22 protein-coding genes are annotated in these 26,064 nt (G+C 40.2%); 11 read left to right on the forward strand and 11 right to left on the reverse strand.

The window, feature by feature from the left end; translation table 11 throughout:
• The first annotated feature begins 127 nt into the window (after positions 1 to 127).
• From WG989_RS06340 to WG989_RS06375, 8 genes are all read left to right on the forward strand, one after another.
• Positions 128 to 1,534, forward strand: a complete 1,407-nt coding sequence (locus WG989_RS06340; RefSeq protein ID WP_340428117.1) for a sensor histidine kinase — start codon at positions 128 to 130, stop codon at positions 1,532 to 1,534.
• 52 nt (positions 1,535 to 1,586) lie between these two features.
• Complete coding sequence (locus WG989_RS06345) at positions 1,587 to 2,216, forward strand: response regulator transcription factor (RefSeq protein ID WP_340428119.1); 630 nt, start codon at positions 1,587 to 1,589, stop codon at positions 2,214 to 2,216.
• 122 nt (positions 2,217 to 2,338) lie between these two features.
• Positions 2,339 to 3,328, forward strand: coding sequence for a hypothetical protein (locus WG989_RS06350; protein ID WP_340428120.1), 990 nt, complete (start codon positions 2,339 to 2,341; stop codon positions 3,326 to 3,328).
• A 205-nt stretch (positions 3,329 to 3,533) separates the two neighbouring features.
• On the forward strand, positions 3,534 to 5,147 hold the full coding sequence (locus WG989_RS06355; RefSeq protein WP_340428121.1) for a hypothetical protein: 1,614 nt from the start codon (positions 3,534 to 3,536) through the stop codon (positions 5,145 to 5,147).
• A gap of 120 nt (positions 5,148 to 5,267) precedes the next feature.
• On the forward strand, positions 5,268 to 5,735 hold the full coding sequence (locus tag WG989_RS06360) for a DinB family protein (protein WP_340428122.1): 468 nt from the start codon (positions 5,268 to 5,270) through the stop codon (positions 5,733 to 5,735).
• Between the two features lie 68 nt (positions 5,736 to 5,803).
• Entirely contained in the window at positions 5,804 to 7,879 is a 2,076-nt protein-coding gene (gene paaZ / locus WG989_RS06365) for a phenylacetic acid degradation bifunctional protein PaaZ (RefSeq protein ID WP_340428124.1), read from the forward strand.
• 57 nt (positions 7,880 to 7,936) lie between these two features.
• Positions 7,937 to 8,710: an enoyl-CoA hydratase/isomerase family protein gene (locus WG989_RS06370; protein WP_340428125.1), complete on the forward strand. Its 774-nt coding sequence runs from the start codon at positions 7,937 to 7,939 to the stop codon at positions 8,708 to 8,710.
• 89 nt (positions 8,711 to 8,799) lie between these two features.
• On the forward strand, positions 8,800 to 9,438 hold the full coding sequence (locus tag WG989_RS06375) for a DNA-3-methyladenine glycosylase family protein (RefSeq protein ID WP_340428126.1): 639 nt from the start codon (positions 8,800 to 8,802) through the stop codon (positions 9,436 to 9,438).
• Between the two features lie 33 nt (positions 9,439 to 9,471).
• Here WG989_RS06375 and WG989_RS06380 read toward each other — a convergent pair whose 3' ends face one another.
• The 8 genes from WG989_RS06380 to lptB all read right to left on the reverse strand — a co-directional run bounded on the left by WG989_RS06380 (position 9,472) and on the right by lptB (position 17,302).
• Positions 9,472 to 10,104 (reverse strand): carbonic anhydrase, encoded by a 633-nt coding sequence (locus WG989_RS06380; protein WP_340428127.1) that lies wholly within the window; start codon positions 10,102 to 10,104, stop codon positions 9,472 to 9,474.
• A gap of 37 nt (positions 10,105 to 10,141) precedes the next feature.
• Positions 10,142 to 11,743, reverse strand: coding sequence for a SulP family inorganic anion transporter (locus WG989_RS06385; protein ID WP_340428128.1), 1,602 nt, complete (start codon positions 11,741 to 11,743; stop codon positions 10,142 to 10,144).
• 240 nt (positions 11,744 to 11,983) lie between these two features.
• On the reverse strand, positions 11,984 to 12,280 hold the full coding sequence (locus WG989_RS06390; RefSeq protein WP_340428129.1) for a hypothetical protein: 297 nt from the start codon (positions 12,278 to 12,280) through the stop codon (positions 11,984 to 11,986).
• A 111-nt stretch (positions 12,281 to 12,391) separates the two neighbouring features.
• Positions 12,392 to 13,147: a 3-oxoacyl-[acyl-carrier-protein] reductase gene (gene fabG / locus WG989_RS06395; RefSeq protein ID WP_340428130.1), complete on the reverse strand. Its 756-nt coding sequence runs from the start codon at positions 13,145 to 13,147 to the stop codon at positions 12,392 to 12,394.
• A 1-nt stretch (position 13,148) separates the two neighbouring features.
• Positions 13,149 to 13,997 (reverse strand): DUF3667 domain-containing protein, encoded by an 849-nt coding sequence (locus tag WG989_RS06400; RefSeq protein WP_340428131.1) that lies wholly within the window; start codon positions 13,995 to 13,997, stop codon positions 13,149 to 13,151.
• Between the two features lie 22 nt (positions 13,998 to 14,019).
• Entirely contained in the window at positions 14,020 to 14,970 is a 951-nt protein-coding gene (locus WG989_RS06405) for a phytanoyl-CoA dioxygenase family protein (RefSeq protein WP_340428132.1), read from the reverse strand.
• Positions 14,954 to 16,480 (reverse strand): GH3 auxin-responsive promoter family protein, encoded by a 1,527-nt coding sequence (locus tag WG989_RS06410; RefSeq protein ID WP_340428133.1) that lies wholly within the window; start codon positions 16,478 to 16,480, stop codon positions 14,954 to 14,956. The genes WG989_RS06405 and WG989_RS06410 overlap by 17 nt, the downstream gene beginning before the upstream one ends.
• A 39-nt stretch (positions 16,481 to 16,519) precedes the next feature.
• A complete protein-coding gene (gene lptB, locus WG989_RS06415; protein ID WP_340428134.1) occupies positions 16,520 to 17,302 on the reverse strand; it encodes an LPS export ABC transporter ATP-binding protein in 783 nt (260 codons plus the stop codon).
• 343 nt (positions 17,303 to 17,645) lie between these two features.
• Here lptB and WG989_RS06420 point away from each other — a divergent pair, with 343 nt between their 5' ends.
• Positions 17,646 to 18,599 carry a methylenetetrahydrofolate reductase gene (locus WG989_RS06420; RefSeq protein ID WP_340428135.1) on the forward strand — a complete coding sequence of 318 codons (954 nt, stop codon included), beginning with the start codon at positions 17,646 to 17,648 and terminating at the stop codon, positions 18,597 to 18,599.
• A gap of 47 nt (positions 18,600 to 18,646) precedes the next feature.
• Here WG989_RS06420 and WG989_RS06425 read toward each other — a convergent pair whose 3' ends face one another.
• Both WG989_RS06425 and WG989_RS06430 read right to left on the reverse strand, forming a co-directional pair.
• A complete protein-coding gene (locus WG989_RS06425) occupies positions 18,647 to 20,215 on the reverse strand; it encodes a DUF6029 family protein (RefSeq protein ID WP_340428136.1) in 1,569 nt (522 codons plus the stop codon).
• Between the two features lie 24 nt (positions 20,216 to 20,239).
• Complete coding sequence (locus WG989_RS06430) at positions 20,240 to 20,722, reverse strand: TlpA family protein disulfide reductase (RefSeq protein ID WP_340428137.1); 483 nt, start codon at positions 20,720 to 20,722, stop codon at positions 20,240 to 20,242.
• A 116-nt stretch (positions 20,723 to 20,838) separates the two neighbouring features.
• Here WG989_RS06430 and WG989_RS06435 point away from each other — a divergent pair, with 116 nt between their 5' ends.
• Together WG989_RS06435 and WG989_RS06440 are read left to right on the forward strand one after the other, a co-directional pair.
• Positions 20,839 to 21,891 (forward strand): Omp28-related outer membrane protein, encoded by a 1,053-nt coding sequence (locus WG989_RS06435; protein ID WP_340428138.1) that lies wholly within the window; start codon positions 20,839 to 20,841, stop codon positions 21,889 to 21,891.
• Positions 21,892 to 22,016: 125 nt separating this feature from the next.
• The gene (locus WG989_RS06440; RefSeq protein ID WP_340428140.1) at positions 22,017 to 22,370 is read left to right on the forward strand and encodes a carboxymuconolactone decarboxylase family protein; all 354 of its coding nucleotides are present in this window, start codon (positions 22,017 to 22,019) and stop codon (positions 22,368 to 22,370) included.
• Between the two features lie 30 nt (positions 22,371 to 22,400).
• Here the strand turns inward: WG989_RS06440 and WG989_RS06445 are convergent, their stop codons facing one another.
• On the reverse strand, positions 22,401 to 26,048 hold the full coding sequence (locus WG989_RS06445; RefSeq protein WP_340428141.1) for an ABC transporter permease/M1 family aminopeptidase: 3,648 nt from the start codon (positions 26,046 to 26,048) through the stop codon (positions 22,401 to 22,403).
• Between the last annotated feature and the right edge of the window lie 16 nt (positions 26,049 to 26,064).

The following is a 26,064-nucleotide window of genomic DNA, read 5'->3' on the forward strand; positions in this document are numbered from 1 at the left end:
TTTTTGTACCTGCAGAATTGGTTATATTGAACTACCAAAATCTCAAATGTAAATGCGCTATCATGTGCAGGTACTTTTTTTTATTGTCTGTCTACTGAACGTAAGTAGAACATCAGCACAAATTCCAATGAATGGGTTGGGTCTTTGGCTAAAAACAGGATCGTCGGTTAGAACAGATGGCTCAAAGGTTCTTGTATGGGCCGATGAAAGCGGAAATCATCACGATGCATTTGTAGTTGGCGAAAGCAAACCAATTCTTGTTCCGAATGAACTAAATGGCTTTCCAGTTATTCGGTTCAATGGCAAGGATAATAATATGCAAACTGTTCCGTTTGTCACGTTCGAAAACAAGCGAGGTACGCTTCTCATTGTTTTCAGATTAAATGGCCCAAGTTTTACATCAGGCGGAGGCGTCAGTTCTCTGGTTTCAACATATCTGGGAAATGGAATTACCTGGCAGTTATGTGCGAGCCAGTATGTTTATATTTATTATGATGGAGTTGGCTCGGAAGGAATGCCGCTTGCTACAGTTGCAATGAAACAATGGGAAGTTGGGTCGTTAATGCGTACCAACGATTCAAGCATTACAATTTACAGACGAGGGGATCCGAAAATAAAAGTTCCGATCACCAATAATCAACCGGATACCAATCCGGTAAAAATTGGCTCCAATGGTCGACTTGAAGTATTGAATGGTGATATTGCAGAGATCATCCTGTATAACAGAGCGCTTGATCAAGAAGAGTTTGCAGCAGTAAATGAATACCTCGCAACAAAGTATCAGATCAAACAGCCCGCACCTCCATTTACAGAAACTGTATGGTTCTATATTTTAATTGCATTTATTATACTGGCAGTATCAATCGCAATTACAAAATATCTTTCTCAACGAAAGTTGAAACATAAACTCAATGAACTGAAGAAACAGGCACAACTTGATAAAGAACGTTTGCGTATTTCGAGAGAGATGCACGACGATATTGGAGCCGGCTTAACGCAGATTATTTTGATGAGTGAATCTGCCAAGAGTAAATCAGCAGGAAACGGCGATAAAGAACTGGAAGGTATTGCAGATGCCAGCAGAAAATTGGTAAGCAATATGAGTGAGATCATCTGGAGCCTTCATCCCGAAAACAAAACATTGGATCAGCTATTTGCTTATTTGCGTGAGCAGATGCACAAGCTGCTAGAATATAGCGGCATCGAATACAGCATTCATTTTCCCGGGGATGCAGATCATATTTTTCTCAACAATGAACAACGACGCAATCTGTTGTTGGTAGTAAAAGAAATTGTTCATAATGCAGTTAAGTATAGTGGCGCAAAGCAAGTATCTGTTAATGCATCATTGCGGGAGCAGGTTCTGCATTTCGAAATAAATGACAATGGAACCGGCTTTGACACCGAAAAGAAATACAGCGGTAACGGGTTAAAAAATATTCATGCACGAATAAGTGAATTACAAGGCAGCTTGAATGTAGAATCAAACGGGGATAGCGGAACGAAGTATGTATTTACGATTCCCGTTGGATAATTACTACTAAACCCACATTGATAACATAATCGAATACATCAATCTTTAAAACGTGAAAATAAGTTCCATTGCAATTACGGAAGATGATGAAAAGGTGAGACACTACCTTGCTGAGCAAATTCAATTGCAAATTGATGTAGAGGAGTTGCGGCTTTTTGCAGATGCAGAAACGGCCTTGAAAGAACTATCTTCTCATCCCGTTGATATTGCATTGTTTGATGTGAACCTTCCAGGAATGAGCGGCATTGATTGCATTCAACGTTTGAAAATGCTGCACCCCCGCATGCAAATGATGGTGCTGACTGTGTATGATAATACAGATACAATTTTTCAGGCATTGAAAGCAGGCGCAACAAGTTATTTATTAAAAAGTACGCCACCTGAAAAAGTAGTAGAAGCTATTGAAGATGTTTTTAACGGTGGTTCACCCATTAGCAGCCAGATCGCTCGTAAAGTAATCGAAGCGTTTGCAGTAAGAGAAAAAACGAATGACTATTTCCAGGAACTGAGCAGGCGGGAGCAGGAAATACTGGAACAGCTAAGCAAAGGCTATCGCTACAAAGAAATTGCCGATCAGCTATTCCTGAGTATTGAAACAGTGCGTACTCATATACGTAATATTTATGAAAAGCTCCAGGTGAACTCAAGAGTGGAGGCACTGAAAAAGACGGGATTGCTGTAATACTACTATTCTCACATTTTTTCTGATAAAGCATTATTCTATTTTCATTTTGTAGTTTATTAATAAGCATTCAAAATTTTCAGTTTTGTAATGTTTATTCTTAAAACATCAAATATTTTTTTATGAATGAAAGAATAATTTTCGCATTTGCCGCTTTGCTTTTTTTTATCATGCTAGGTTCCGTCAGCAGCTATGCGCAGGGTTATATCAGTCCCTTTAAATATGAGAACGGAACTTTTAAGAATAAAACTTCTGATGAGATAAGAAGGGAATCGGCCCAGGCGTCCACGGGTTCAGTAAATACTCCCCGTAAATTTGTCAAACCAAGAAAAGGGCCGAATAGTTTGGGTGAGATTTGGATAGATGGTTATTGCCGTTACAGGCCACCGGCTTCTTATAACAAATCGAGATACAACGAAGCTGTTTCAGAAAATGAATATAACAGGGCAACATTCCCGCATGATACCATTATAACAGCCGATGATTTTAGCGGAAATGGTACTATACCTTGGGCGGCCAATTTATTTAGTCAGTCCGAGGAGGAAAAGTGCAAACAACTGCAGCAAAGAATGACGGCTGCCTTAAACGACGGGCTTCCCTTCCCTATGTATGATTCATTGATGAAACTAAGCTGGTATAACATTGCAAACGAACGGGGGTATAAAAAGGGCCGTGAATATGAATTTAGCCGTTCAATAAGTTTCTGGGTAAAACGAAAATCGGGCCCTGATAAAATGTATATCAAACTCACCACGGAGTTTCCATATACAAACGGAGAGGATTATACCAATTTCGAAATAAACGATAACGGCCAATTTAAAATCGGTGCACGATGTAATAACTGTAAAGACACTTACGACGAATTAAAATCGGGTAAAACCAAAGCATGGAAGGAAGGTGACTGGAATGAAATCACCGTAAAGAAAGATGAGTTCAACACAGTTAGTTTTTTTATTAATGCAGAAAAGCTTTTCCAGTATCAAATTCCTGATATTCCAATAAGCATACGTTTTGCCCAATTCTCTTTAAAAATGCCATCCAATTGGGAGAAAGAGAAATTGATGTATCATATTGGCCAGGTTACCTCTATCAGCTACCCAAAAATGCAATAAGTTATTTAGAATGATTTTGTGAAGAATAATTGCATTTAGTTCATCCTTTGCTTACTTAACCTATCAACATAAAACGATTCAAGATATTCGCAGGGTGAATTCAAGATTACTGTCACTAAAAAAATAGATTTCTGTACTACTACTATTCTCACATTTTTAAAACCTGTAATTGGTTTTAGTTTAGTCTTCACCAAAATCACACAGTATGAAAAGGATAGTTATTGCCGTTCTGGCACTGACGACGTATAGTTGTCTTTCAGCACAAACAAAAGAAACCAGCCAGGAACTTTCAAAGGCTGCAAAAAAAGGGATGTTGGTCGATGCTGTTTTTGCAGACGACGGTAATATCAAGCTCACTTATAAAATGAAGGTTGATAAGAAAAGCGATCAGATAGCGTATGAAGATTATGTGTTTGATAAAAGTCTTGGTTATGTTGGCATTCAACCAACGAAAGAAAACAAGAAAACAAATCCTGATAAAAAAATGACCTCTGTTTCTGCTTTTGTTGGAGGGTCAAACTCCTTCAATGTGTTAAGCATGAATCTTACACTTCAGCAGCAGGTGTGGGAAGTTAACTGGAATTACGATCGCCAAACCTATCAATTTGGAAAAAGGTTATCAAAAGAAACTGTAAAGCCAAAGAATAACGACAGCAAGTATAAAGGCTTTGCTTCTTATGATAATGACGATGATGGAAGTGTGTTGGTGCTGGCAAGCTATGATAAAGGGAAGGATGATGATGATCAGTTTGTTTACCTGCATATCAGTAATGATCTGAATTTGAAAGAAACAAAGGTGCCACTCAATGGAAATTATTCACTGGTGTATTGCGGCAAGTTGCAATCAGGAAATGTGTTCGCAGTATTTGCACCAAATAAAGGAGCAGCAGATACAAAAAAATATACTATTACAGAATTTACCATCAAAGGTGAACTGGTTAGCAGCAATGAATTCAATGCGCCTTCTCCCAATACACTGATCATGGACTATACTGAAGTGAACGGCGATCTTTTCTTTGTTGCAGGTTCCGATAAAAGTAATGATGCCTATAGCGAAGTCTTTACCAGTTATGCGCCGATTGACAATCCGGGTTATTCAACCGGCGCCAACAAGCAAATGGATAAGTATGAAAAAAAGGTGATGGGTCATGAGTTTGATAATTTTCATTTACTACGTATTTCAAAAGGACAATTGCTGTTGGCAACTACTACGCCGGTGAAAGATTTCAAAAAAAAAGTACTAACACCTCCTTCGCAAAAGAAAAGCCATCCTTATGAGGGGAAGAAAATGGTGGTACAGAATATTGTTATAACACCTGCCGGTGATTATCTGGTTGCCGGTCAATTGAATGACAAAAAAATTACGAATAAAGGCAGTTCGTATAGCTATCAGTACTACGATTATGTTTGTCTTCATTTTGATAAGAACGGAACATTAAAGGCACAGTATGCAGTAGAAAAAGAATTTGATGATAGTAAAAGTGAATCGTATCCAGGTGCTCAAAGCTTTGTTCTTAGTGCCGACGGCAGTACTGCTTACTGGGAGTTGATGGAAATTAAAGTAGTGAAGTTTTACGAGTCAATTGCAGATGCATATAATGGAAGTGCTTCTTATGCGCCACATTATTTTCCACGTATTGCTAAGATCAATCTTTCAGCAAGCACTGTTGGAGATTTTACAGGGTTAGGTGAAAAAGGAAAGTTTCTCGTTTATCGATATCACACAAGTTTAACCGACGAGAAAACAAATACACGATATTATATTGGCCATGATGATGATTATGAAAAAATATGGCTGGGAAAATTTTCTTTTGAATAAGAAGACAGGGTTACCCAAAATCTGGTTAAGGCCGCAAGCGAAAGTTTGCGGTTTTTTAGTGTACGCTGCATAGGATTCGCCAAAAAATTAATGACTTACATTTGGCTATAAAACAATTGTATGGATGAAAAAATAGATTTCCTGAAAAATCAATACATCTTGCTGGTAAAATCAGCCGATACTGCCATTGTACCCCAATGGGGCAAAATGAATTTTCAGCAAATGGCCGAACATGTGGCTGCGTTCTTTAAAGTATCAACACATAAACTCAAGTTCGATCTTGTTTCCCCACCTGAACATATGCCCAAGCTCAAAGAATTTTTAATGAGCGATAAACAGTTCAGAGAAAACACAAAAGCTCCCGCAAGTATTATTGGTGAAGAACCCTTTCCTGTTCATTATGCTTCACCCGAGGAAGCTGTTGCCAAACTGGAAAAAGAAGTAAACCATTTCTTTCATTTTTATGAAACGAACCCAGCAGCCACAGCTGTGCATCCTGTATTTGGCGAATTGAACTTTGAAGAATGGGTGCGGCTGCACTACAAACATGTTACCCATCACCTGCGTCAGTTTGGTTTGATGCGTTAAAAATGAAGCAAGGTATTTACTGAACTCTCTTCTGCAGTAACTTAGCAGCCTAACGATTATTAGCAAATATGAATAAACTGGGTAATTATATCACCGGTCATTGGATCAATGGCGATGGTGAAGGACAGGCATTGTACAATGCAGTAACCGGCGAAGCAATCGGTTCAGCTTCCACCAAAGGATTAGATTTCAAATCCATTCTTGCATACGGACGTACAGTGGGCAATCCTGCTTTGCGAAAGATGACGTTTCACGAACGTGGAAATATGTTGAAAGCTGTAGCGATCCATCTTCGCAATCATCTCGATAAATTCTATGTAATTTCTTATCAAAGCGGTGCTACCAAAGCAGATAGCTGGGTAGATATTGAGGGAGGTATTGGCAACTTGTTCGCCAACGCATCGCTTCGCCGCAAATTTCCCGATGAAGTGTTTTGTATTGATGGCGATAGTCATAACCTTAGTAAGAACAATACGTTCATGGGCACACATATTCTTGTGCCGAAAGAAGGAGTGGCTGTACACATTAATGCATTTAATTTCCCCGTGTGGGGAATGCTCGAAAAAATCGCCGTGAATTTATTAGCCGGCGTACCGGCTATTGTAAAACCGGCAACGGTTACTTCTTACTTAACGGAAGCGGTGGTAAAAGAAATTATTGCATCAAATATTTTACCCGAAGGTGCATTGCAATTGCTTTGTGGCAGTGCAGGTGATTTATTAGATCATGTAACCAGCCAGGATGTGGTAACGTTTACCGGAAGTGCATCAACGGGCTTAATGTTGAAATCGAATCCAAATATTCTTCGAGAAAATGTACCGTTCAATATGGAAGCAGATTCGCTCAACTGTATTGTGTTAGGTGATGATGTAAACCCGGGTATGCCCGAGTGGGATATTTTTATTAAAGAAGTACGAAAAGAAATGACGTTAAAAGCCGGACAACGTTGTACCGGCATCCGCAGAATATTTGTTCCTGAAAGTAAGATGGAAGATCTGTGGAAAGCAATATCAACTTCACTATCGCAAACAACCATCGGTAATCCGCTCAACGAAAAAGTGCGGATGGGTTCGTTGGCTGGTGAAACACAACGTAAAGAAGTAAGAGAGCAGGTGCAGAAATTATTAGCATCATCACAAATTGTATACGGTAGTTTGGATAGTGTAAATGTGGTGGATGCAGATGCAAGCAAAGGTGCGTTTCTTTCACCCATCTTATTGAAGAATGAATCGCCTTGGGCTTCAACTGAAGTGCATGAAGTAGAAGCGTTTGGTCCGGTGAGTACCATTATGCCGTACAAAACAATGGATGAAGCAATAGCCTTAAGCAAACTTGGAAAGGGTAGCTTGTGTTCTTCAATTGTAACAGCCGATCATAAAATTGCAAAGCAATATGTAATTGGTGCAGCAACACATCACGGACGAATACTTGTATTGAATAATGAGTGTGCCAAGGAAAGTACAGGTCATGGTTCACCGTTACCATTATTGGTGCACGGTGGTCCGGGTCGTGCAGGGGGTGGTGAAGAAATGGGCGGATTGCGTGGTGTAAAACATTACCTGCAACGTACAGCAATACAAGGTTCACCAACAACTATCACAGCTATCACAAACGTATATCAACCAAACGCCAAAGGAAAAGAGCCAGGCAAGCATCCGTTTAAAAAATATTTCGAAGAGCTGGAGATCGGCGATCAGATCATTACTGAAAAAAGAATCATTACCAGTGAAGATATTGACCGCTTTGCTGATTTGAGTGGAGATCATTTTTACGCACATATCAAAACAACTGATTTCACCGGTACAATGTTTGAGCAACAGGTGGCACATGGTTATTTTATTATGAGTATTGCCGCCGGTTTGTTTGTGGACAGTTATGAAATTAATCCTGTGCTGTTGAATTATGGGATTGATGAATTGCGATTTACGAAACCAGTTTATCCCGGTGCAGAAGTGTATATCCGCTTTACCTGTAAAGAAAAATTGCCGAATGATAAACGCATCGTTGAAAATCCTGCAGACTTCAAACGGGGTGATGATATTGAAAAGGGAATTGTAAAGTGGTTGGTTGAATTTTTGGATGAAACAGATGAATTAACGGGGGTTGCAACTATTTTAACGATGGTAAAAAAATTGAAACAATAACTCATTGCAAATCTGGAAACTGCTGCGTAATTTAAGTGTGGATTAAAAACAGAAGCCATGACAACACAAGTAAACGAAGCCTACATAAAATCCGAAACACATCAGGGAATAACAACGATCGAGTTTTTTCATCCGCAAAGTAATTCGTTGCCCGGCCATTTATTGAATGAACTGGCGCATAGTATACAACATGCTGCGGTAGATCCTAAAACACATGTGGTGATCTTAAAATCGGCTGGTACAAAAGCATTTTGCGCCGGTGCAAGTTTTGATGAATTGATCGCTATCAAAAATGAACAGGAAGGTCTGCAGTTTTTCAGCGGATTTGCAAAAGTGATCAACGCTATGCGGAAGTGCCCCAAGTTTATTGTAGCACGTATCCATGGAAAATGTGTTGGCGGCGGTGTAGGTATTGCGGCTGCAGCTGATTATGCAATTGCGGTGGAAGGATCGGATGTAAAGTTGAGTGAACTGGCGGTGGGCATTGGTCCGTTTGTAGTAGGTCCTGCAGTTGAACGCAAGATCGGCACATCTGCTTTTTCACAACTCTCCATCGATGCTTCCAACTGGCGCAATTCCGATTGGGCGAAACGTAAAGGATTGTTCGCTGAGCTGCATCCCACTATTGAAGCCATGGATGAGTCCATTGAAAAATTAGTAACTACACTTTCCCATTCTTCACCGGAAGCAATGGCTGAAATGAAAAAAATATTCTGGAAAGGAACCGAGCATTGGGACGAACTGTTGATCGAACGTGCAAAGATCAGCGGACGATTGGTGTTGAGTGAGTTTACAAGAACTGCAATCGAAAAATTTAAAGCAAAAAGCTAAAAAGAGAGAACGTGCTGGTTTAAACTTTCAACAGAATTTTATGTTGTAGGAGATGCTGTTCAACTCTTTTTATTCTTTATCACATCGTAATGATTCAAACTTTCTCTGCCGATAACTTTCAAACATACTGTGATCTTCTTTCAAAAAAAGACAAACATCTCAAAGCAATCATCAACGAACATGGTTATCCGCCTATGTGGACGAGGAAGCAAGGGTTTGAAACGCTTATTCTCACCATTCTCGAACAGCAGGTTTCGTTAGCAGCAGCGTTTGCAGCGTACAAACGCTTAAAGGCAAAGATCGGTGCTGTTACACCTGCCAAAATACTGGCAATGAGTAACGAGGAATTACGTGAGTGTTATTTTACCAGGCAGAAACAAGTGTATGCAAAAGAATTGGCAACAGCAGTTGTAACAAAGCAATTGCCATTGAAAAAATTCAGTTCAATGACAGATGAAGAGGTGCGTACACATTTAACTTCCATCAAAGGAATTGGTAACTGGACAACCGATGTGTATCTCATGCATGCATTGCAACGAACTGATCTTTTTCCGTTAGGTGATATTGCATTGGTGAACAGTTTAAAAGAAACCAAACAACTGGAACCAAATGTCAGCAAAGAAGAAATGCTGGCGATTGCCGAGCCATGGAGACCTTACCGGACAGTGGCAGCCATGATGTTGTGGCATGCATACATTAAAAAACGAAACCTGAAAGTGGAAGCATAAAAAAATCCCCCGTTACAAACGGGGGATTCTATTTTAGAGATTGTCAAATTCGTATAGCTCATCAAGGTGAGTGCCGGCCTCCATTTCAAATACATTTTTAATAATACCGTCGTGCAGGTCGTACACCCATCCATGTAAATGAGGAGCTTGCCTGTCTTTCCATGCTCTTTGTACAATAGAAGTTTTAGCCAGGTTCATCACCTGTTCCTGTACATTCAATTCAATCAAACGGTTGGTTCTTGCATCTTCCGATTCAATTGCATCTACTTCTTCACGGTGAAAACGATACACATCTTTAATGTTCCGTAACCACTTATTAATTAAACCAATGCTCTTTCTTGTCATTGCAGCTTTTACACCGCCACAACCATAGTGCCCACACACAATAATGTGTTTTACTTTCAACACATTTACGGCGTATTCAAGTACACTTAACATATTCAGATCGGTGTGCACAACCATGTTGGCAATGTTACGATGAATAAAAATTTCACCGGGTTGCGTTTGTGTGATCTCATTTGGTGGTACACGGCTATCGCTGCAACCGATCCAAAGAAACTCAGGGGTTTGTACATTAACAAGACGACTGAAGAATTCGGGATCTTCCTTTACTTTTCTTTCGGCCCATCCCTTGTTTTCTATTAAAAGCTTTTCGTATGATTTCATGTTTAGGTTTGATTTTGATTTTTATTGAATGAATGTATTAATTTAATTCTTCCTGCATTTCTTTTTTCATGCCGGATACATGGCTTAACGTATTTTCAATTTTGTAAGCTTCTTTAAAACCAACCAGGTCAACTTTGATATTTTTATCAGCGGCGGTAAATTCAACAAAGTCCTTTACCAATTCCAGCACATCATAATCTATGTACACGGTTTCACTGGCGTCAATAATTACGTTGCTGTTTTCGGGCAGATGCACAAGTGTTTGCTTGATGGCTGCTTTGTTGAGGAACGATACTTCCTGTGCCAGTTTGATCTTGATGATCTCGCCTTCTTTATGTTTATCCTTACGGAAGAAGTAAGCAAGTTTCATATTACCACGCAGAATAAACAGAATGCTGAATACAAGGCCGATGCCTACACCTTTCAACAGATCGGTAAACACAACAGCAACAACAGTAATTACAAATGGAATAAATTGAAAGCGACCGTTATGCCACATGTGTTTGAATACTTTCGGACTTGCCAGTTTCAAACCAATAAGGATCAGGATCGCTGCTAGTGTAGCATATGGTATTTTATTGAGGATAGAAGGGATCAGAATAACCGCCAGTAATAAGAATGTACCATGTGCAATGGTTGCCATTTTTGTACGACCTCCGGAATTGATATTTGCGGAAGTACGCACAATTACTGAGGTCATTGGGATACCGCCAATTAAACCCGATAATAAATTACCAACACCCTGTGCTCTTAACTCTTTGTTTCCGCTTGAATAACGTTTCAATGGATCCATTTTATCGGCTGCTTCAAGACAAAGCAATGTTTCAATACTGGCAACTACAGCAATGGTAACTCCCAAAATCCAAACGGAACTGTTGGTGAAACCCGAAAAGTCAGGCATTGAGAACTGGCTTAAAAAATCGCTGAACGAACTGGCAATCGGAAGGTTTACCAGATGCTCCTGCCCAACGGCAAAGTTTGAACCTGTTGCAATAAAAAGCTCGTTGATCAATACACCTGCAACAACAGCTACTAATCCACCTGGGATCACTTTGATCTTTTTCAGGAAAGGCACTTTTTGGAATGCAATGAGAATAGTAACTGAGATCAAAGTAATAATAATAGCACCGTAATGAACAGAATTGATCGCATCGGTAATTGCAGTTAAGGTGTTATGACCGGTATTGTTTTCAATGAACGCAAAATCGCCTTCACTATCCTTGTCGTATCCTACCGCATGTGGTATTTGTTTCAAAATAATAATGATACCAATACCGGCCAGCATTCCTTCAATAACATTGGAAGGAAAGTAATTGGAAATTGTTCCCGCTTTCAAAAAGCCAAGAATAAGTTGAATGGCTCCGGCGATCATAACAGAAAGCAAAAACAATTCGAACGATCCCAACGTGCTGATACCTGCCAATACAATTGCTGTAAGTCCGGCCGCTGGTCCGGTTACACTCAACTGTGAACCGCTCAACATACCTACTACAATACCTCCGATTACACCGGCAATAATTCCTGAAAAAAGCGGAGCACCACTGGCCAACGCAATGCCTAGACACAATGGTAATGCTACCAGGAAGACGATGAGGCCGGACAGCAAATCTGTTTTTAAATACTTTGTATACGATTTCATTATTCAGTTGATTTAACAGGCAAATTCAAATTTGCATCTGTTGGTTGTAAACACATCTGTTACCAATTAAAACCATGCAGAAATTAAAATGATGATTTGATTCGATCAATTAATATCAACACGTACATGTTCTAATACGAATACAGATTCAGAATCTAATAAGGGAAAAGAAATGAATTATGTTCAGGCAACTCCGTTATCCGTTGTTTACGGCATTGAAGTTACCGGCAATGAAAGCCATCAGGCATTTGGAGGTTGCGTTTGCACATCATCTGAAAAGCGGGAGTAAATAGTTTCAGCATGATGAATGCTTTCAACGACACGAAGTTCAGCCAGTTGCATTAATTCTTCATGACTGGCAGTGACAAAGTGCTTGTGAATTTCTTCAGTAAAAGAAGGAGTTACCGACTTATCGCTATGCGGAATTTCTTCCGTCATCTGTTGATTCTGGTACATCATAGCACTGATCTGCGCCAAAGGAAGCAGCTGTATGCTCAATACGAGCGTAAGTACTATGCTGATCAGTTTTTTCTTCATACCGGGATGCAAAAATATACCTATAACTGCGAGATTAACATAAAAAAATGATAAAGGTTCGAAAACCTTTATCATTTTACAGTTAAACAACAGTTGACTATCAACTGTTTGTCAAATATTTAAACCTCCGCAAACACTAATGGTTTGTCCGGTAATATAGGCACCCATATCGCTGGCCAGAAACAGGCAGGTGTTGGCAATTTCCTCGGCACTTGCGAAGCGCCCCAACGGAATGCCGGCTTTGTATTTATCGGCAGCTTCGCCTTCTTTTAAATAACTCGTCATATCGGTTTCAACAAAACCCGGCGCAACAGCATTGCAACGGATGTTGCGGCTACCAAGTTCCTTGGCCACTGACTTTGTAAACCCGATCACTCCGGCTTTACTGGCTGCATAACTGGTTTGTCCTGCATTTCCCATTTCACCGATCACACTGCTCATGTTAATGATGGAGCCGCTTCTGGCTTTCATCATCGGTTTAATGATCTGCTTGGTCATATAAAACACCGAGTTGAGGTTTACTTTGATCACATCTTCCCACTGCTCCACACTCATACGCAGCAACAGATTGTCTTTCGAAATACCTGCATTGTTTACACAAATATCAACAGTGCCGAATTCTTTCAGCACATCGGTTACAAAGGTTTCACAGGCAGCAAAATCACCTGCATTGCTTTGATATGCTTTTGCTTTTACGCCCATTCCCTGCAGCTTTGCTTCAAGTACAGCGGCTTTTTCTTTACTGCCATCGCTTACATAGGTAAACGCAATATTTGCACCATGCTCAGCAAATTTAATGGCAACGGCTTCGCCAATTCCACGTGCGGCACCGGTTACAATGGCAACTTTTCCTTCAAGTAATTTCATACTAGTGAATTTGATTAATAACTGTTACAAATAAAAGGAATTTGTACAAACTGTAAACAATAAATGAATGAACAAAGAAAAAAGCAATTACAAAAAGCAACGATTGCCACCATTTGAATGCATAGAACCGTTTTACAGCAATACCAAGGTAAATAGATAGTCCACCGTAAATAAGAATACCAAGTATTCGATCGTAAAAAGAAATATAGATACCCGACAGCCAGTGAGCAATTAAATTGATAGTCGAAATCAGTAAAGGCAGCAATAGAAACCCCCATAACAGATACACTGAATTAACTTCTGCTGCAAATACTATATGATCAAAGAAGTATTTACGTCTGAAAAAGGCTAAACCAAAGAATAATAGGGCAGTAAAAGGAATAATAACCAGCAGTAAAAATTTTGAAGCTTTCTCAGATTTTGTATGAAATTTTTCTGAGAGTTCGCTAACGGTTATCCCCAGTTCATTCGATTTTTGATCTATTTTTTGTTGCGCATAAGCCCCATAAAGATCTTGCTTTGGATAGTATTCCATTTTCATATTTAACCCTTCGAAAACCGGGAAGAACAGATAGAAAATCACTAAAAGAATAAAAAAGGAAAGAGGTTTGAAATATTTCTTACGGATGCCATTACAATAGTCGAGACTGAGTTTACCCGGCTTTGAAAAGATGGTACGCAATGTAGTAAACAGCGTGCCTTCCAGGTGTGTTATAAAATGTACACCCTCTTCCAGAAAGTGAATAATCGATTTATCATGTTCACCATAAACCTTTTCACCGCATTTGTTACAGTACTTGCCGTAAAAATGATTACCGCAGTTTTTGCAGATAAGTTTTGGCTGATTCATTCTTAAATATAATACAGGCAGTTTATTCTTCTTCCATCAAAGATGGCCGTTCTGTTATTTCGTGGTACTTGATCACATCTTTGGCGTAGTAATGCACCACCATGCTTTTGCGTGTAAGTGAAGGATTTGCAACGGGTACACCGCCATGAATCAGGTTGGCATGCCAAATAAGTACATCACCTTTTTTCGGGAGAAATACTTCCTTCTCAAATTGATTTTGCGAAAGAATTTCATCGGTCATATCCTCATAATCGCTGTATTGCTTATTGCCCAGCTTTAACCGTGTGCTGTAGTTTTCAAAATCATCATTGAGCAAATACGGAAGTTTATGGCTGCCTCTGTAATAAAAGAGTGGTCCGCTGTCGGGATGAATATCTTCCAATGCGATCCATGCAGCAATTAAATAACCCAATGGATAAGTGGTCATGTGGATACTATCGCTGTGAGCACGTTGACCGCTGCCTTTTACAAAGTTGAGTGTTTGAAACGGAACTACTTCTTTATCTAAAATGAAGGAAAGTAAATTCTTCAGTCCTTCGTCCTGCATCATCTGTTTAATAACGGGCGAATGTTTGTAGCCATACATCACCTTGTTATCGTGGGTGATGGGCAAATGTTGTTGATGAATGAGTTCATCCATTGCTTTGTTTACATCGTCTACTTGTTGACTGCTGAAATGTTGTTTGATGTGCAGGAATCCATTGCTGCTCCATTGTTGTAATTGTTCCTGTACATCGGGTGGAAATTGTTGATAGCTTTCTTTGGTTGCAACAACGGTAGCCGAATCATTAATATCGAGCCATGCACTTGAAATTTTATCGGGGAAATCTTTGCTGCTGATGGAATCAAACAGCGGCTTGTGTACACGATACTTACTGTATGCTTCTTTGTTGTGATGTAGTTGTTTTACATGAAGCAGGTTATAGATCCAGTGGAGCGGTTTGTAATCTTTCAGTTTATCTTTCAGCTTCATGTGATTGATTGAAACGGAGAATATCTTCAACATACTGACGATCATTGCTCAACCGTGGCACTTTGTGTTGACCACCTAATTTACCCTTGCTCTGCATCCATGCGTGAAACGTTCCTTTTCGCATCGGCTGTACAAATGGCAAACGAAGTGCAATATTCTTGTGTCGTTTGGCTTCGTAATCGCTGTTGAGATTTTTCAAAGCAGTATCCAGCTCATACACGAAATCGTTTAAGCCAACCGGATCTTTTTCAAACTCAATCAACCATTCATGTGCACCATTGCTGCTGTGGCTGAAGTAAATGGGAGCAGCCGTGTATTCGCTTACAATAGCACCCGTTTGTTCACAGGCGATGGCAACAGCTCTGTCTGTATTGTCCACCATTAACTCTTCACCAAATGCATTAATGAAATGTTTTAAGCGGCCACTTACTTTTATACGGAAGGGTTGCAGCGCTGTAAACTGAACAGTATCGCCCACTATGTATCGCCACAAACCGCCATTGGTACTAATAATGAGTGCATAGTTTTTACCAAGCTCCACTTTATTTAAACCAATTGTTTTGGGGAAACGGTTACCGTATTCTTCCAGCGGCATAAACTCATAAAAAATGCCGTGATCAGCAAACAGTAACATACCCTCTTCGCCTGGCTTATCCTGTGCTGCAAAGAAACCTTCGCTGGCATTGTACATTTCCAGATAATTGATCGGCTTTCCGATCAATTGTTGGAATTGCTCACGGTATGGCACAAACGATACGCCGCCATGCATAAACAGTTCCAGCTCCGGCCACACTTCAGCAATGGTTTGCTTACCGGTTATTTCTAAAATACGACGGAACAGCACCATACTCCAGGTAGGTACACCCGAAATCGATGTTACATTTTCTTTAATAGTTACTTCAGCCAGCTTTTCAATTTTGCTCTCCCATTCATCCATCAACAAAATACTCAGCTCTGGTGTGCGTATCCAGTTGGTCCAGAAGGGAGCGTTCTGCATCAGCACTGCACTTAGATCGCCATATTGTATGTCTTCGTTAAGTGCGTAGATATTATGACTGCCACCAATTACCAATCCTTTACCGGTTAACAGATCAGACGCAGGAAAATTATTGTAATAAAGTGTGAGCACATCTTTGCTTACCTGGAAGTGGCCATCTTTCATACTCTCATCACTCACGGGAATAAACTTGCTTTTATCGCTGGTGGTGCCGCTGCTTTTTGCAAACCATGTAACAGGTGTAGGCCATAGTACATTTTCTTCACCCTTCATCATCCGCTCAATATGCGGCTTGATGTCGTCGTACTCATGCACAGGAACTGTGTTTTTGAAATCACGCAGATTAAACAGCTTTCCAAAATTATACTGCTGACCAAATTGCGTGTACTGAGCGGTAGTCACCAAATCCTGCAATACTTCCCGCTGCGCTGCCACCGGATTATTCATCCAGCTTTCAATACGCCACATCCGCAGGCGTGCAAGTCTTGATATAGCAGGGCTAAGCAGTCTCATCCTTCGGCAAGATAAAAAAGTTAAACGACTTCAGGTGTGTTAAGATGGTTCTTCGTTAACAGGCGTTTTAGCCTCTTCGTGCAGGTAATCTTTCCGCTTCAATTCAAAGTTGCGACCAAGATAAAGACGACGTACATGCTCATCATCGGCCAACTCTTCGGCCGAGCCATGTTTAAATATCTTTCCTTCGATCAACAGGTAGGCACGGTCGCAGATCGATAAGGTTTCAGTTACATTATGGTCGGTGATCAATATGCCGATGTTGCGGTATTTGAGTTTGGCTACAATTGCCTGAATATCTTCTACTGCAATTGGATCCACACCTGCAAACGGTTCATCCAGTAAAATAAACTTGGGGTCTACTGCTAAGGCACGTGCAATTTCAGTTCTACGGCGTTCGCCACCGCTCAACGAATCGCCCTGGTTCTTGCGCACATGATGCAGGCGGAATTCACTCAACAGGTCTTCTAATTTTTCCCGTTGTTCCTGCTTGCTCAGCTTGGTCATTTCCAGTACAGCCGCAATATTTTCTTCCACTGTGAGTTTGCGGAACACACTGGCTTCCTGTGGCAGGTAGCCAATACCCATTTGCGCCCGTTTGTACATGGGCTGGTTGCTGATATTATCATCATTCAAAAACACCTCGCCTTCATCGGGTTTAATAAACCCTACCACCATGTAAAACGTTGTGGTTTTACCTGCACCGTTTGGACCTAGTAACCCAACGATCTCGCCTTGGTTCACTTCAATACTCACATGGTTTACAACCGTTCGGTTGCGATATCGTTTTACCAGCTCAGATGTATGAATTTTTAAACTCAAAGTAAAAATTTGTAGTTGCGAAAATACCGCATTCTTCTTTATGAACATTTGTTCATTCCCTTTTAAAATGTGAAAGTAACAGGCAAACATTGTTTGATCAATGGGCCTACAAGGTTGCCAACCTTGCATCAAAAGCAGAGGTAAATCAGTAAGGGAAGAAGGTTGGCAACCTTTGCTGTAGTAGCAAACATTGTTTGATTAAGAACCGCTGCTGTTATATGTTTGCATGAAATTTTTTGATACCGGCTTCTGGTACTCCGGTTAAACATCGTTGCATCGCAATCTCTTCAGGGCCTGTGCAGGCATTGAACCGGAAAAGCAACAGCGCCAAACCAAACAAGAAATGAAAGTAACCGAACATATCGCTCAGGCAAAAGATACATTGGTGTCGTTTGAAATTCTTCCCCCTTTAAAAGGAAAAACCATCAATTCAATTTTCGATCATCTGGATCCGTTGATGGAATTTAAACCATCGTGGATCAATGTTACCTATCACCGGGCCGAACAGGTGTTTAAGAAAAAGGCTGATGGTACATTTGAAAAAGTGGAGATACGAAAGCGCCCCGGTACTGTTGGTATTTGTGCGGCTTTGCAAAACCATTATGATATTGATGCTGTTCCGCATTTGATTTGTGGTGGGTTCTCCAAACGAGAAACGGAAGATGCATTGATCGATCTCAATTTTATTGGTGTACAGAATGTGTTGGTGCTGCGTGGTGATGCGGCGAAGAACGAAGCCAATTTCGAACCACACCCCGATGGAAATCGCTTAGCGATCGATCTGTTGAAACAAACCATCAACCTCAATCATGGAATTTATCTCGAAGAAGATATCCGTGACGGATTCCGTACCGATTTCTGTGCAGGAGTTGCAGGTTATCCTGAAAAGCATTTCGAAACGCCCAACCTTGAAATTGAAATGCAACGCCTCAAGGATAAAGTGGATGCAGGTGCTGAGTATATTATGACGCAGATGTTTTTTGACAACAGCAAGTTTTTTGCATTTGTAAAACAGTGTCGTGATAATGGAATTGAAGTACCTATTATTCCCGGTTTAAAACCATTGACAAGTAAAAAACAACTCTCTGTTATTCCACGTACATTTCATGTTGATATTCCAACTGAATTGAGCAATGAGATCATGAAAGCAAAAACGGATGATGATTGCAAGAAAGTAGGAACAGAATGGTTGATACAACAATCGAAAGAACTGAAAGCATTTGGTGTTCCGGTGTTGCATTATTATACGCTTGGCAGCCCGAAAGTGATTTATAATGTGGTGAAAGAAGTGTTGTAAATAAATCGCATAAAAATTAATTAAAAAGTCCTGCATTGCAGGACTTTTTAATTGCTGTTAAATGTAACGGTCAATGTTGCGGTAATGGCTGTTGCAGCAGGTACAAACCGGCAAATACCTCCCACACAAAATAAACCGGCACGTTGACGGCCGTACGCCAACGAAAAGCGACTTCCGTTTTTTGTAAAACTGCCCCCAACATTTGGGTAGTGTGTATTTGTAACATCATAGTTATAGAGATCACTAAAGTAAAAACTTAGCGAAGGTGCAAAGTTGAACTCTGTTACTGCTGCTGCCCAATTGCCGTTATCTTGCTGTGTAGACAAATGTTGCAATTCAAACCGGAACGATTTTTTTGCTGTGTACTTATAAGTTGTATTCAACACAACAATATTCGCTGTAATGTCATCATAAATACCTCCTTCTACAACTGATTTGTTGTAAAACAAATTGTGATAGGCAACAATACTGTTCCATTTACTGCTCCATTTCTTTTTCCATTCAATACTCAAATCACGGAAGTACGCATTCTTTCCGATGCTGAAAATATTATTTGTTGTCTTCAACGATCGATAGTGCGAAAAGTTGATACCAATGCGTGAAGGTTTTTTTGAATTTTTAGAAATCGTATAAAACAGATCGGCCTGTCCACCTATTTCACCAAGTGCTTGAGCATTGTACACATAAATATTTGTAGTTAAATAATCATGCGGACGTGTGAGTGCAGGAACAAAATTTACGGGTACTGACGTGCCGATCGCATCACGCTCACCACGAAAATCCATATTCTCCATGCTGCGAAAGCTCACATTCATGCCAAATTTACCGGCAGCCACAGAGCCATTTACCAAAAATGCTTTTCCATCACTTACATCCTGATTGTTTGTAAGAGATGGATCTTTTGCTTTATTTACATACTCTACCGATAGAGATGCAACGGGTCCGGCAATGTCAAGTCTTGCAGCCACGGCTTTAACTGTTGCCGGAAATTCAGGATCAGGTCCAGTGTATTGCTGATAGCGTGTTACATAACTCAACCCGGCTTCTACTCTTGTAGTTGGGTTTTCTTTTTTGCTGAATCTGGAAAAGTCAATTGCAACATCAGCGCCACGCACAACAGAGTTGGCCCGTTCGAATACTTTACGTTGTTTGCCGGCAATCGCTTTTATATGTAAAAAAGGTAATGGCGTTACCTGCACATTCACACCTTCCAATGCGTTGTTAATACCGATCTGTCTGTTCTCCCACGAACGGTAGACCAAACCGCTTCCAAACTGTTCATAAAAATCACCAACCTGCACCGAAAATTTTTTAGCTGTGTATTTGAAATACCGATTTACTAATTTGCTTTGATTGATGTTGAAGGGATACCCGGCGATAGATGGCAAGTAACTTTCGAACTGCACCCCAGCCGTGAAATTTTTGTAATTATAATCGAGCTTGAGAAAATTATTGGAGCCAACACGATCTTGCGGAAGTATCGCATTGATCTTCTCATCTTTCTGATAAAATTGTGTGTACGAATCAAAGCTTCCACTGAGGTGTCCTTTATCGGTTGTTTGTGCAAACGCATCAATGCAGTGAAAGCAGAGTAAGATCAGGAAGCAGTTTTTCATTGTGTGGTTTCGTTAGAATGGTTGTTATTGTTTGCTGATAGCTTCAAATAATTCTTCTTCATTACCCGGCACATACCCGGTATGCTGATAGATGATCTTTCCATTTTTTATGATAAGGATATGAGGAATGTCATTGATGTTGAGTGCACGTTTTAGATCGCTGTTTGTGTCGAAGTAAATAGGAAAGTTCCAGCCTCTTCCTTTTACAAAGGATGGTACACGTGCTGCACTACGGGTATCATCAACGGAAACAGCAATGAGTTTAAATGGCGTTATCTGCTGCCTTTCTTCCAGCTGATCATTGATCGTTTCCAATTCAGTAATACAGGGAATACACCAGGTAGCCCAAAAGCTAACGATGAGTGCTGTATCATTTGATGATGCCAACGTAGAAAACAATATTTCGCTACCGGATAATGCCTTGATTTTTACCTGAGGTAAATCTGATTGTGCCACAGACAACGTATAGGTAAGAAGGGCGAGTAAAAAAAGACTGAGTTGTTTCATGGTGATTGTTAAATATGTGCTGCTGTCAGTTAGCCGACGAAAGATTGCTGAAATGATCACAACTTTTGATTTCTAATTTGATGTAAATAAAAAGCCCTTTTCAAAACTAATTTGTCATGCGTACTACAAATTCCTTTTTATCGCTGTTGTTCATCGTGTTTGTTTTCATCTCCTGTTCAAAATCGGATGGAACTGATGACCCCGTAACACAACCACCGGCGGCACCATTAACTGTGCAATTAAGTAAGGCGCAGCTAACAGCCGATGGATTTGATGAAGTAACCATTTCAGTAAAAGATCAGAATAATGCGGATGTAACATCGTCATCAACTATTTATTTGAATAATACGGTGTACACCGGAACAACCTTTTTTACAACTGCAAGCGGCAACTATCAGCTGAAAGCAACCAGAGGAAATGTTGAATCAGCAGTTGTTGCTCTTACTGCCAACGCCCCCGGCCCTTCACCATTTACGCAAAAAGTATTGATTGAAGATTTTACGGGAACCTGGTGTGGAATTTGTCCCGGTACAGTTATTCCGTTAGATGCTTATACAGATACAAAACCAAATCTCATTTCGATGGGTATACATGGTCCTGCAGGCAGCAATGATCCGTTCAAATACATTTATGATGCACAGCTGCGCACAGCCCTAGGTGTTACTGGCGTACCAACTGTTGTACTCAACCGGGATGCAAAATGGAATAACATGACGGCGACATTGGATGAATTGGCGCAACGACGGGCACCACTTGGGTTGGCATTGGAAACATCGGTGAGCGGAAACAATATTTCGGTGAAGGCGAAAGTGAAGTTTGATATTTCAACATCGCTGCCTTTGAAAATAGTGCTGGTGTTGGTGCAGGATAGCATATTCTATAATCAGGCAAACTATGGTCATTTCGGATTGCCGAACCCTATTCCCAATTTTCGGCAGAAGAATGTATTGCGTTCGGCCGCTACTGATATTTTTGGTGATCTGATTCCGGCCGCACAAATCACGAAAGGAAATACATGGGAGAAACAATATTCGTTTGATGCAACAGGCTACGTGGTTGGGAATACCCGGGTGATTGGCTTTGTATTGTACGATGCCAATTCACAAAACCGGAAAGGTGTGTTGAATGTGCAGATCGCCAAAGCAGGGGAGAATAAGAATTTCGATTAAGAATTACTTCATACCATGTTCGGTTATGCTGAGCGTGTTTGTTGCCCGGCTATCAAACAAAAGTTGATGCCGGGCTTTTTATTTACATCAACCAACAACCCAATATCTTTGAACAAATTTTTTTTATGAGCAATCTTGTACAGGAATTTAATGACTACCGCACCAAAATGAATGAGGTGATCTTAAGTAAAGATAATCTGGTGATCAAACGCCTTTGGAACCTCGATACCAATACGTATGCTGAGGGGGCGCTGTCAACGCAAACAAAAGAAATGCTGGGTCTTGTTGCCAGCATGGTGTTGCGTTGTGATGATTGTATCAAATATCATCTCGGTAAATGCCATGAAGAAGGAATCAGCACTGCACAGATGTATGAAATTTTTGCTGTGGCTAATATTGTAGGCGGAACCATCGTGATCCCACACACAAGAAGGGCAGCTGAATATTGGGAAGAATTGATCAATTCAAATGCGTCATAAAAAAAGGCAGAGAACTTCTCTGCCTTTTTCTTAGTCCACATCACCGGTATTGTCATCGGGAATGCGATCGATCAGTTTGTTGTAAGGATCAATGCCTGCTTTTATCGGCTTTCCTTTCACTCGTATTGTAATGGTTTTTATGCCGGGCGTTAACTTGTGCTTTTGCAAATACAATGGATTGGTTTGTTTGCGACCATCTTTGTTTTTGCTTTCTGCTGCAAAAATTCCAATGTCGATATAGTCATTCATTGCTGCCACAGATTCTTTCCCTGTGCTATCAGCATAAAACTTCTTACTTGAAATTGTAATGCTCACATCGTAATAACCATTACCTGCTTCTTTCGATGTAGCGTTGACGAATCGGTTATCGTACAGAGTAATTTTCTCCCATGTATCAGATAAATAGTAACGCAATGAGTCGGGCGTATGTTTTTTGATAAAGGCGTATAGATCATCGCTACCCGGGAATGGCGGTTCTTCTTTCAAAGCAAAACTATCTCTGAATTCACGCAAGGCTGTATTGAGAGCCTGGTCGCCAATTAAATCACGCAAGCCATATAAGATGAGACTTCCTTTATTATACCATTGGTATGCTCGGTTACAATTGATAAACGTGTTTTCTTTTTTTGATTCGCCAGCTCTTCCATTTAAATATTTGTCTAATTCATCTTTCAAAAAGCGTTTCATATTATCCTTACCATACTTGCGCTCTGTTAACAGGAGTGCTGTATATTCTGCCAATGCTTCTGCAATTAAATTGGATCCTCTTGTTCTGTTTGGGCCCACCTGGTGTCCCCACCATTGATGTGCGAGTTCGTGTGCAGTAATAAAATAGGTATAATCAAACGCATCAGGATCAGAAAAATCTGCAACCCATCCCAACGCTTCAGAATAAGGAACAGTGTTAGGAAAACTTTGTGCAAATTCTGCATAGCGAGGAAATTCAATAATCCGCATTTGTCTGAACTGAAAAGGTCCGTACACAGTTGAAAAATATTCAAGACCTTCTTTTAATGCAGCGTTATAACGATCAATATTAAACGCATGATTTTTTTGATGATAGATCTCTATGTTCACCTTGTTTCCGTTTGATATGGTTACACTGTCACGAAACACATTGTAGTCGCCGGAAATTACACTGAACATATTTGCAATTTTTGTATCCTGTATGTACTGAAAATAAGTGCGATCGTTTTTGGTCCATGTTTTTTGCAGGTAGCCGGGCGCAATCGCCAGTTGACCTTTTTTCGTGCTTACCGTTGCTTCAAAGTGAATGAGATCAGCATCATCAGAAAACAGAAATGTACGTTTGCCCAGTGAATCTGTTTGTGGAGGATATTCATCATTCTTTGCTGGAAGTTTATGTTTTTTTCGTTGTTCATCGCTGCTTAACTCATCTGTATCATCGTAGCCAAAAGTTGGAATGCCGCCATCAAAAAAAGTTCCATTATGAACGATGTGGCGGCCATAACCACTGTTAACAAATCCCTTGTAAGCATATTCAGAAAAAATTTCAAGCAAAGCACTATCGCCGGGTTGCATAGCAGCAGGAAGTTTATAGATGCGGTAATTAGCGGTATCCTTGCCTTTCTTCAAAAAATTGAATGCCGAATGTAAGTAAGCCAAAGGAGATTCGTAGCTGAGTGCTTTTCCATTATACAAAAGATGATACTTGAGATCGTAACCAACTTTCAGATGCATGGCTTCTATCGCTTGCCCGGTTTTATTTTTTATATGCACTTTCGAGTACATGCTGATCTTTCGTTCATCAGGATAGATATCTGTATTTAAATAAACTGCTGTTATTTTTGGTTGTGGGAGGTTCTCATATTTCTTCAATGTTTTCTCAAACAATGCTTGATTCGATCTTGATTTAGATGTACTGACGTAGTTGTTAATATAACTCACATTATAATAATTGTAGGCACCTGTGCCCAGCCAACCTGCAAAGCATAGAATGATAATGAGTGATGGCACTCCTTTGAATCGCTGCTTTGCAACACTCCATCTTTCTTTGAAAGAACCAGAAACACCACGTTGATAAAACAGAAATGCAATTGTTACCAGTGCTGTTCCAAAGAATAACCAATACAGGTTAAACCAAAACAGAGGAGAAGCAAAATGGCCAAGCCCGTTAATATCGCTCCAGGTGTAATTTGGTGTATAGAAATAAAAGAAGAGATTGTAATCCATATTGCCAACATTGCGAAGCAGAAATATGGTGATCCAGATGAGCAATGCTACACCGTGTCCTGCAAATTTATTGTTTACCAGCAGGTGTACAGCAAAAGAAAGAAGGATCATTAATACAAAACCCGGAAGTGTCAGCAGGTATAGCTCGGTAAAATATACATCAAACTGGTAGGTTGTATGCCCCTTCAACGTTTGTATCAATACACCTGCAACAAGTGGAATCGTTACCAATACCGCTGCTACTGCAATCAGGCCGCAAAGCTTTGAAAAAAAGAAAACAGTATTGGTTACCGGTAATGCATCATTTATAATATTGAAACCTGTTGTTTTTTCACGATGAATCGTTTCGCCTGTATAAAACAGCAGGATAATGAAATTAAAAATCTGATAGTTGAAGTTCTTATAATCCATCAAAAAGATCGTAAGTGGCCTGTCGGGCACACTGAAATTGGTATTACCGATCCAGAAATCAAGAATGAGAAAAATGACCCCGCCAAGTAAGATGGCTCTGAAATAATTGTCTCTAATAATGTTCAGGAATTCAATTTTTGTGAGCTGCCACCAGGTACTGCGCATTTGTGACGGACTGAATAGTTGCGTTGCAAATGGTATATGTTTTGGTATTGCCGCAGTTGCAAATTCTTTCTTTTGCCGTTTGCTAAGCTTTTCTGTAACAGGCTGCAGAAAACGTACAAAACTGAATCGGCTGTAAGCAAAGAAGGTAATAAGGATTGAAATGCCAATCCATATAAGGCGATTGAGTAAAATGGTTTTTGTAACAGGTAACAGCAGGCTGTTTTTCTCAGCAGGTGTGAAATACCTTGTTTCAAGATCAAACGTATTGATCATAAACGGATCAAGCAACTTTACCAGTTCTCTTTGTTCCAGGTCTGTTGTTAAGAAAGATGCGACCAAATAAGCGATCAATAAAAATATACTGGCAGTATAGATCACTTTTACATTTCGGGTAACTGCTACAAGCGAAAAGAAGATCACTGAAGCAAGCAGCAAATTCGTAATACCAAAAAAGAAGAAGGATTGAAAATAATTCCACATACCGAAATCGCCAATACGTTCGGCCGGCACCCATCCAAACGCCGGACCAATAGCAGCGCCTGCCATTGCACCCCAACTGAGCGATGAGCCGATCAATAATACAAATACGAATGAGCCAAAGAATCGTCCCCAGAAATATCCTGCTTTGGTGATCGGGTAACTGAATAAATAATTCCTCGTTTGATGTTCAATATCACGATACAACGGAACACCCATTACTGCCGAACATACAAGCAGCATAATAACACTGAAGGTGATGTTGAGGTTTGTCATGGTCCACGGTGCATTGTGAAATACTTTTTCTGATGCAGGTGTTGAACCCGTTGAAATTGACAGAAAAGCGAAAAGAAAAAATACCAGGAAGTAGATATAAGTGGCAGGCCGCTTTAAACGATACCTGATCTCAAATAGAAATATTTGTAAAAACATACAGCAGTTTTTTAGC

Source organism: Lacibacter sp. H407, assembly GCF_037892605.1.
GTDB lineage: Bacteria > Bacteroidota > Bacteroidia > Chitinophagales > Chitinophagaceae > Lacibacter.

What these genes read in the sequence shown, in the direction of transcription:
- WG989_RS06340 (WP_340428117.1), top strand. Translation starts at nt 128, where the DNA reads ATGAATGGGTTGGGTCTTTGGCTAAAAACAGGATCGTCGGTTAGAACA.
- WG989_RS06350 (WP_340428120.1), top strand. Translation starts at nt 2,339, where the DNA reads ATGAATGAAAGAATAATTTTCGCATTTGCCGCTTTGCTTTTTTTTATC.
- WG989_RS06355 (WP_340428121.1), top strand. Translation starts at nt 3,534, where the DNA reads ATGAAAAGGATAGTTATTGCCGTTCTGGCACTGACGACGTATAGTTGT.
- WG989_RS06360 (WP_340428122.1), top strand. Translation starts at nt 5,268, where the DNA reads ATGGATGAAAAAATAGATTTCCTGAAAAATCAATACATCTTGCTGGTA.
- paaZ (WP_340428124.1), top strand. Translation starts at nt 5,804, where the DNA reads ATGAATAAACTGGGTAATTATATCACCGGTCATTGGATCAATGGCGAT.
- WG989_RS06370 (WP_340428125.1), top strand. Translation starts at nt 7,937, where the DNA reads ATGACAACACAAGTAAACGAAGCCTACATAAAATCCGAAACACATCAG.
- WG989_RS06375 (WP_340428126.1), top strand. Translation starts at nt 8,800, where the DNA reads ATGATTCAAACTTTCTCTGCCGATAACTTTCAAACATACTGTGATCTT.
- WG989_RS06380 (WP_340428127.1), bottom strand. Translation starts at nt 10,104, where the DNA reads ATGAAATCATACGAAAAGCTTTTAATAGAAAACAAGGGATGGGCCGAA.
- WG989_RS06385 (WP_340428128.1), bottom strand. Translation starts at nt 11,743, where the DNA reads ATGAAATCGTATACAAAGTATTTAAAAACAGATTTGCTGTCCGGCCTC.
- WG989_RS06390 (WP_340428129.1), bottom strand. Translation starts at nt 12,280, where the DNA reads ATGAAGAAAAAACTGATCAGCATAGTACTTACGCTCGTATTGAGCATA.
- fabG (WP_340428130.1), bottom strand. Translation starts at nt 13,147, where the DNA reads ATGAAATTACTTGAAGGAAAAGTTGCCATTGTAACCGGTGCCGCACGT.
- WG989_RS06400 (WP_340428131.1), bottom strand. Translation starts at nt 13,997, where the DNA reads ATGAATCAGCCAAAACTTATCTGCAAAAACTGCGGTAATCATTTTTAC.
- WG989_RS06405 (WP_340428132.1), bottom strand. Translation starts at nt 14,970, where the DNA reads ATGAAGCTGAAAGATAAACTGAAAGATTACAAACCGCTCCACTGGATC.
- WG989_RS06410 (WP_340428133.1), bottom strand. Translation starts at nt 16,480, where the DNA reads ATGAGACTGCTTAGCCCTGCTATATCAAGACTTGCACGCCTGCGGATG.
- WG989_RS06420 (WP_340428135.1), top strand. Translation starts at nt 17,646, where the DNA reads ATGAAAGTAACCGAACATATCGCTCAGGCAAAAGATACATTGGTGTCG.
- WG989_RS06425 (WP_340428136.1), bottom strand. Translation starts at nt 20,215, where the DNA reads ATGAAAAACTGCTTCCTGATCTTACTCTGCTTTCACTGCATTGATGCG.
- WG989_RS06430 (WP_340428137.1), bottom strand. Translation starts at nt 20,722, where the DNA reads ATGAAACAACTCAGTCTTTTTTTACTCGCCCTTCTTACCTATACGTTG.
- WG989_RS06435 (WP_340428138.1), top strand. Translation starts at nt 20,839, where the DNA reads ATGCGTACTACAAATTCCTTTTTATCGCTGTTGTTCATCGTGTTTGTT.
- WG989_RS06440 (WP_340428140.1), top strand. Translation starts at nt 22,017, where the DNA reads ATGAGCAATCTTGTACAGGAATTTAATGACTACCGCACCAAAATGAAT.
- WG989_RS06445 (WP_340428141.1), bottom strand. Translation starts at nt 26,048, where the DNA reads ATGTTTTTACAAATATTTCTATTTGAGATCAGGTATCGTTTAAAGCGG.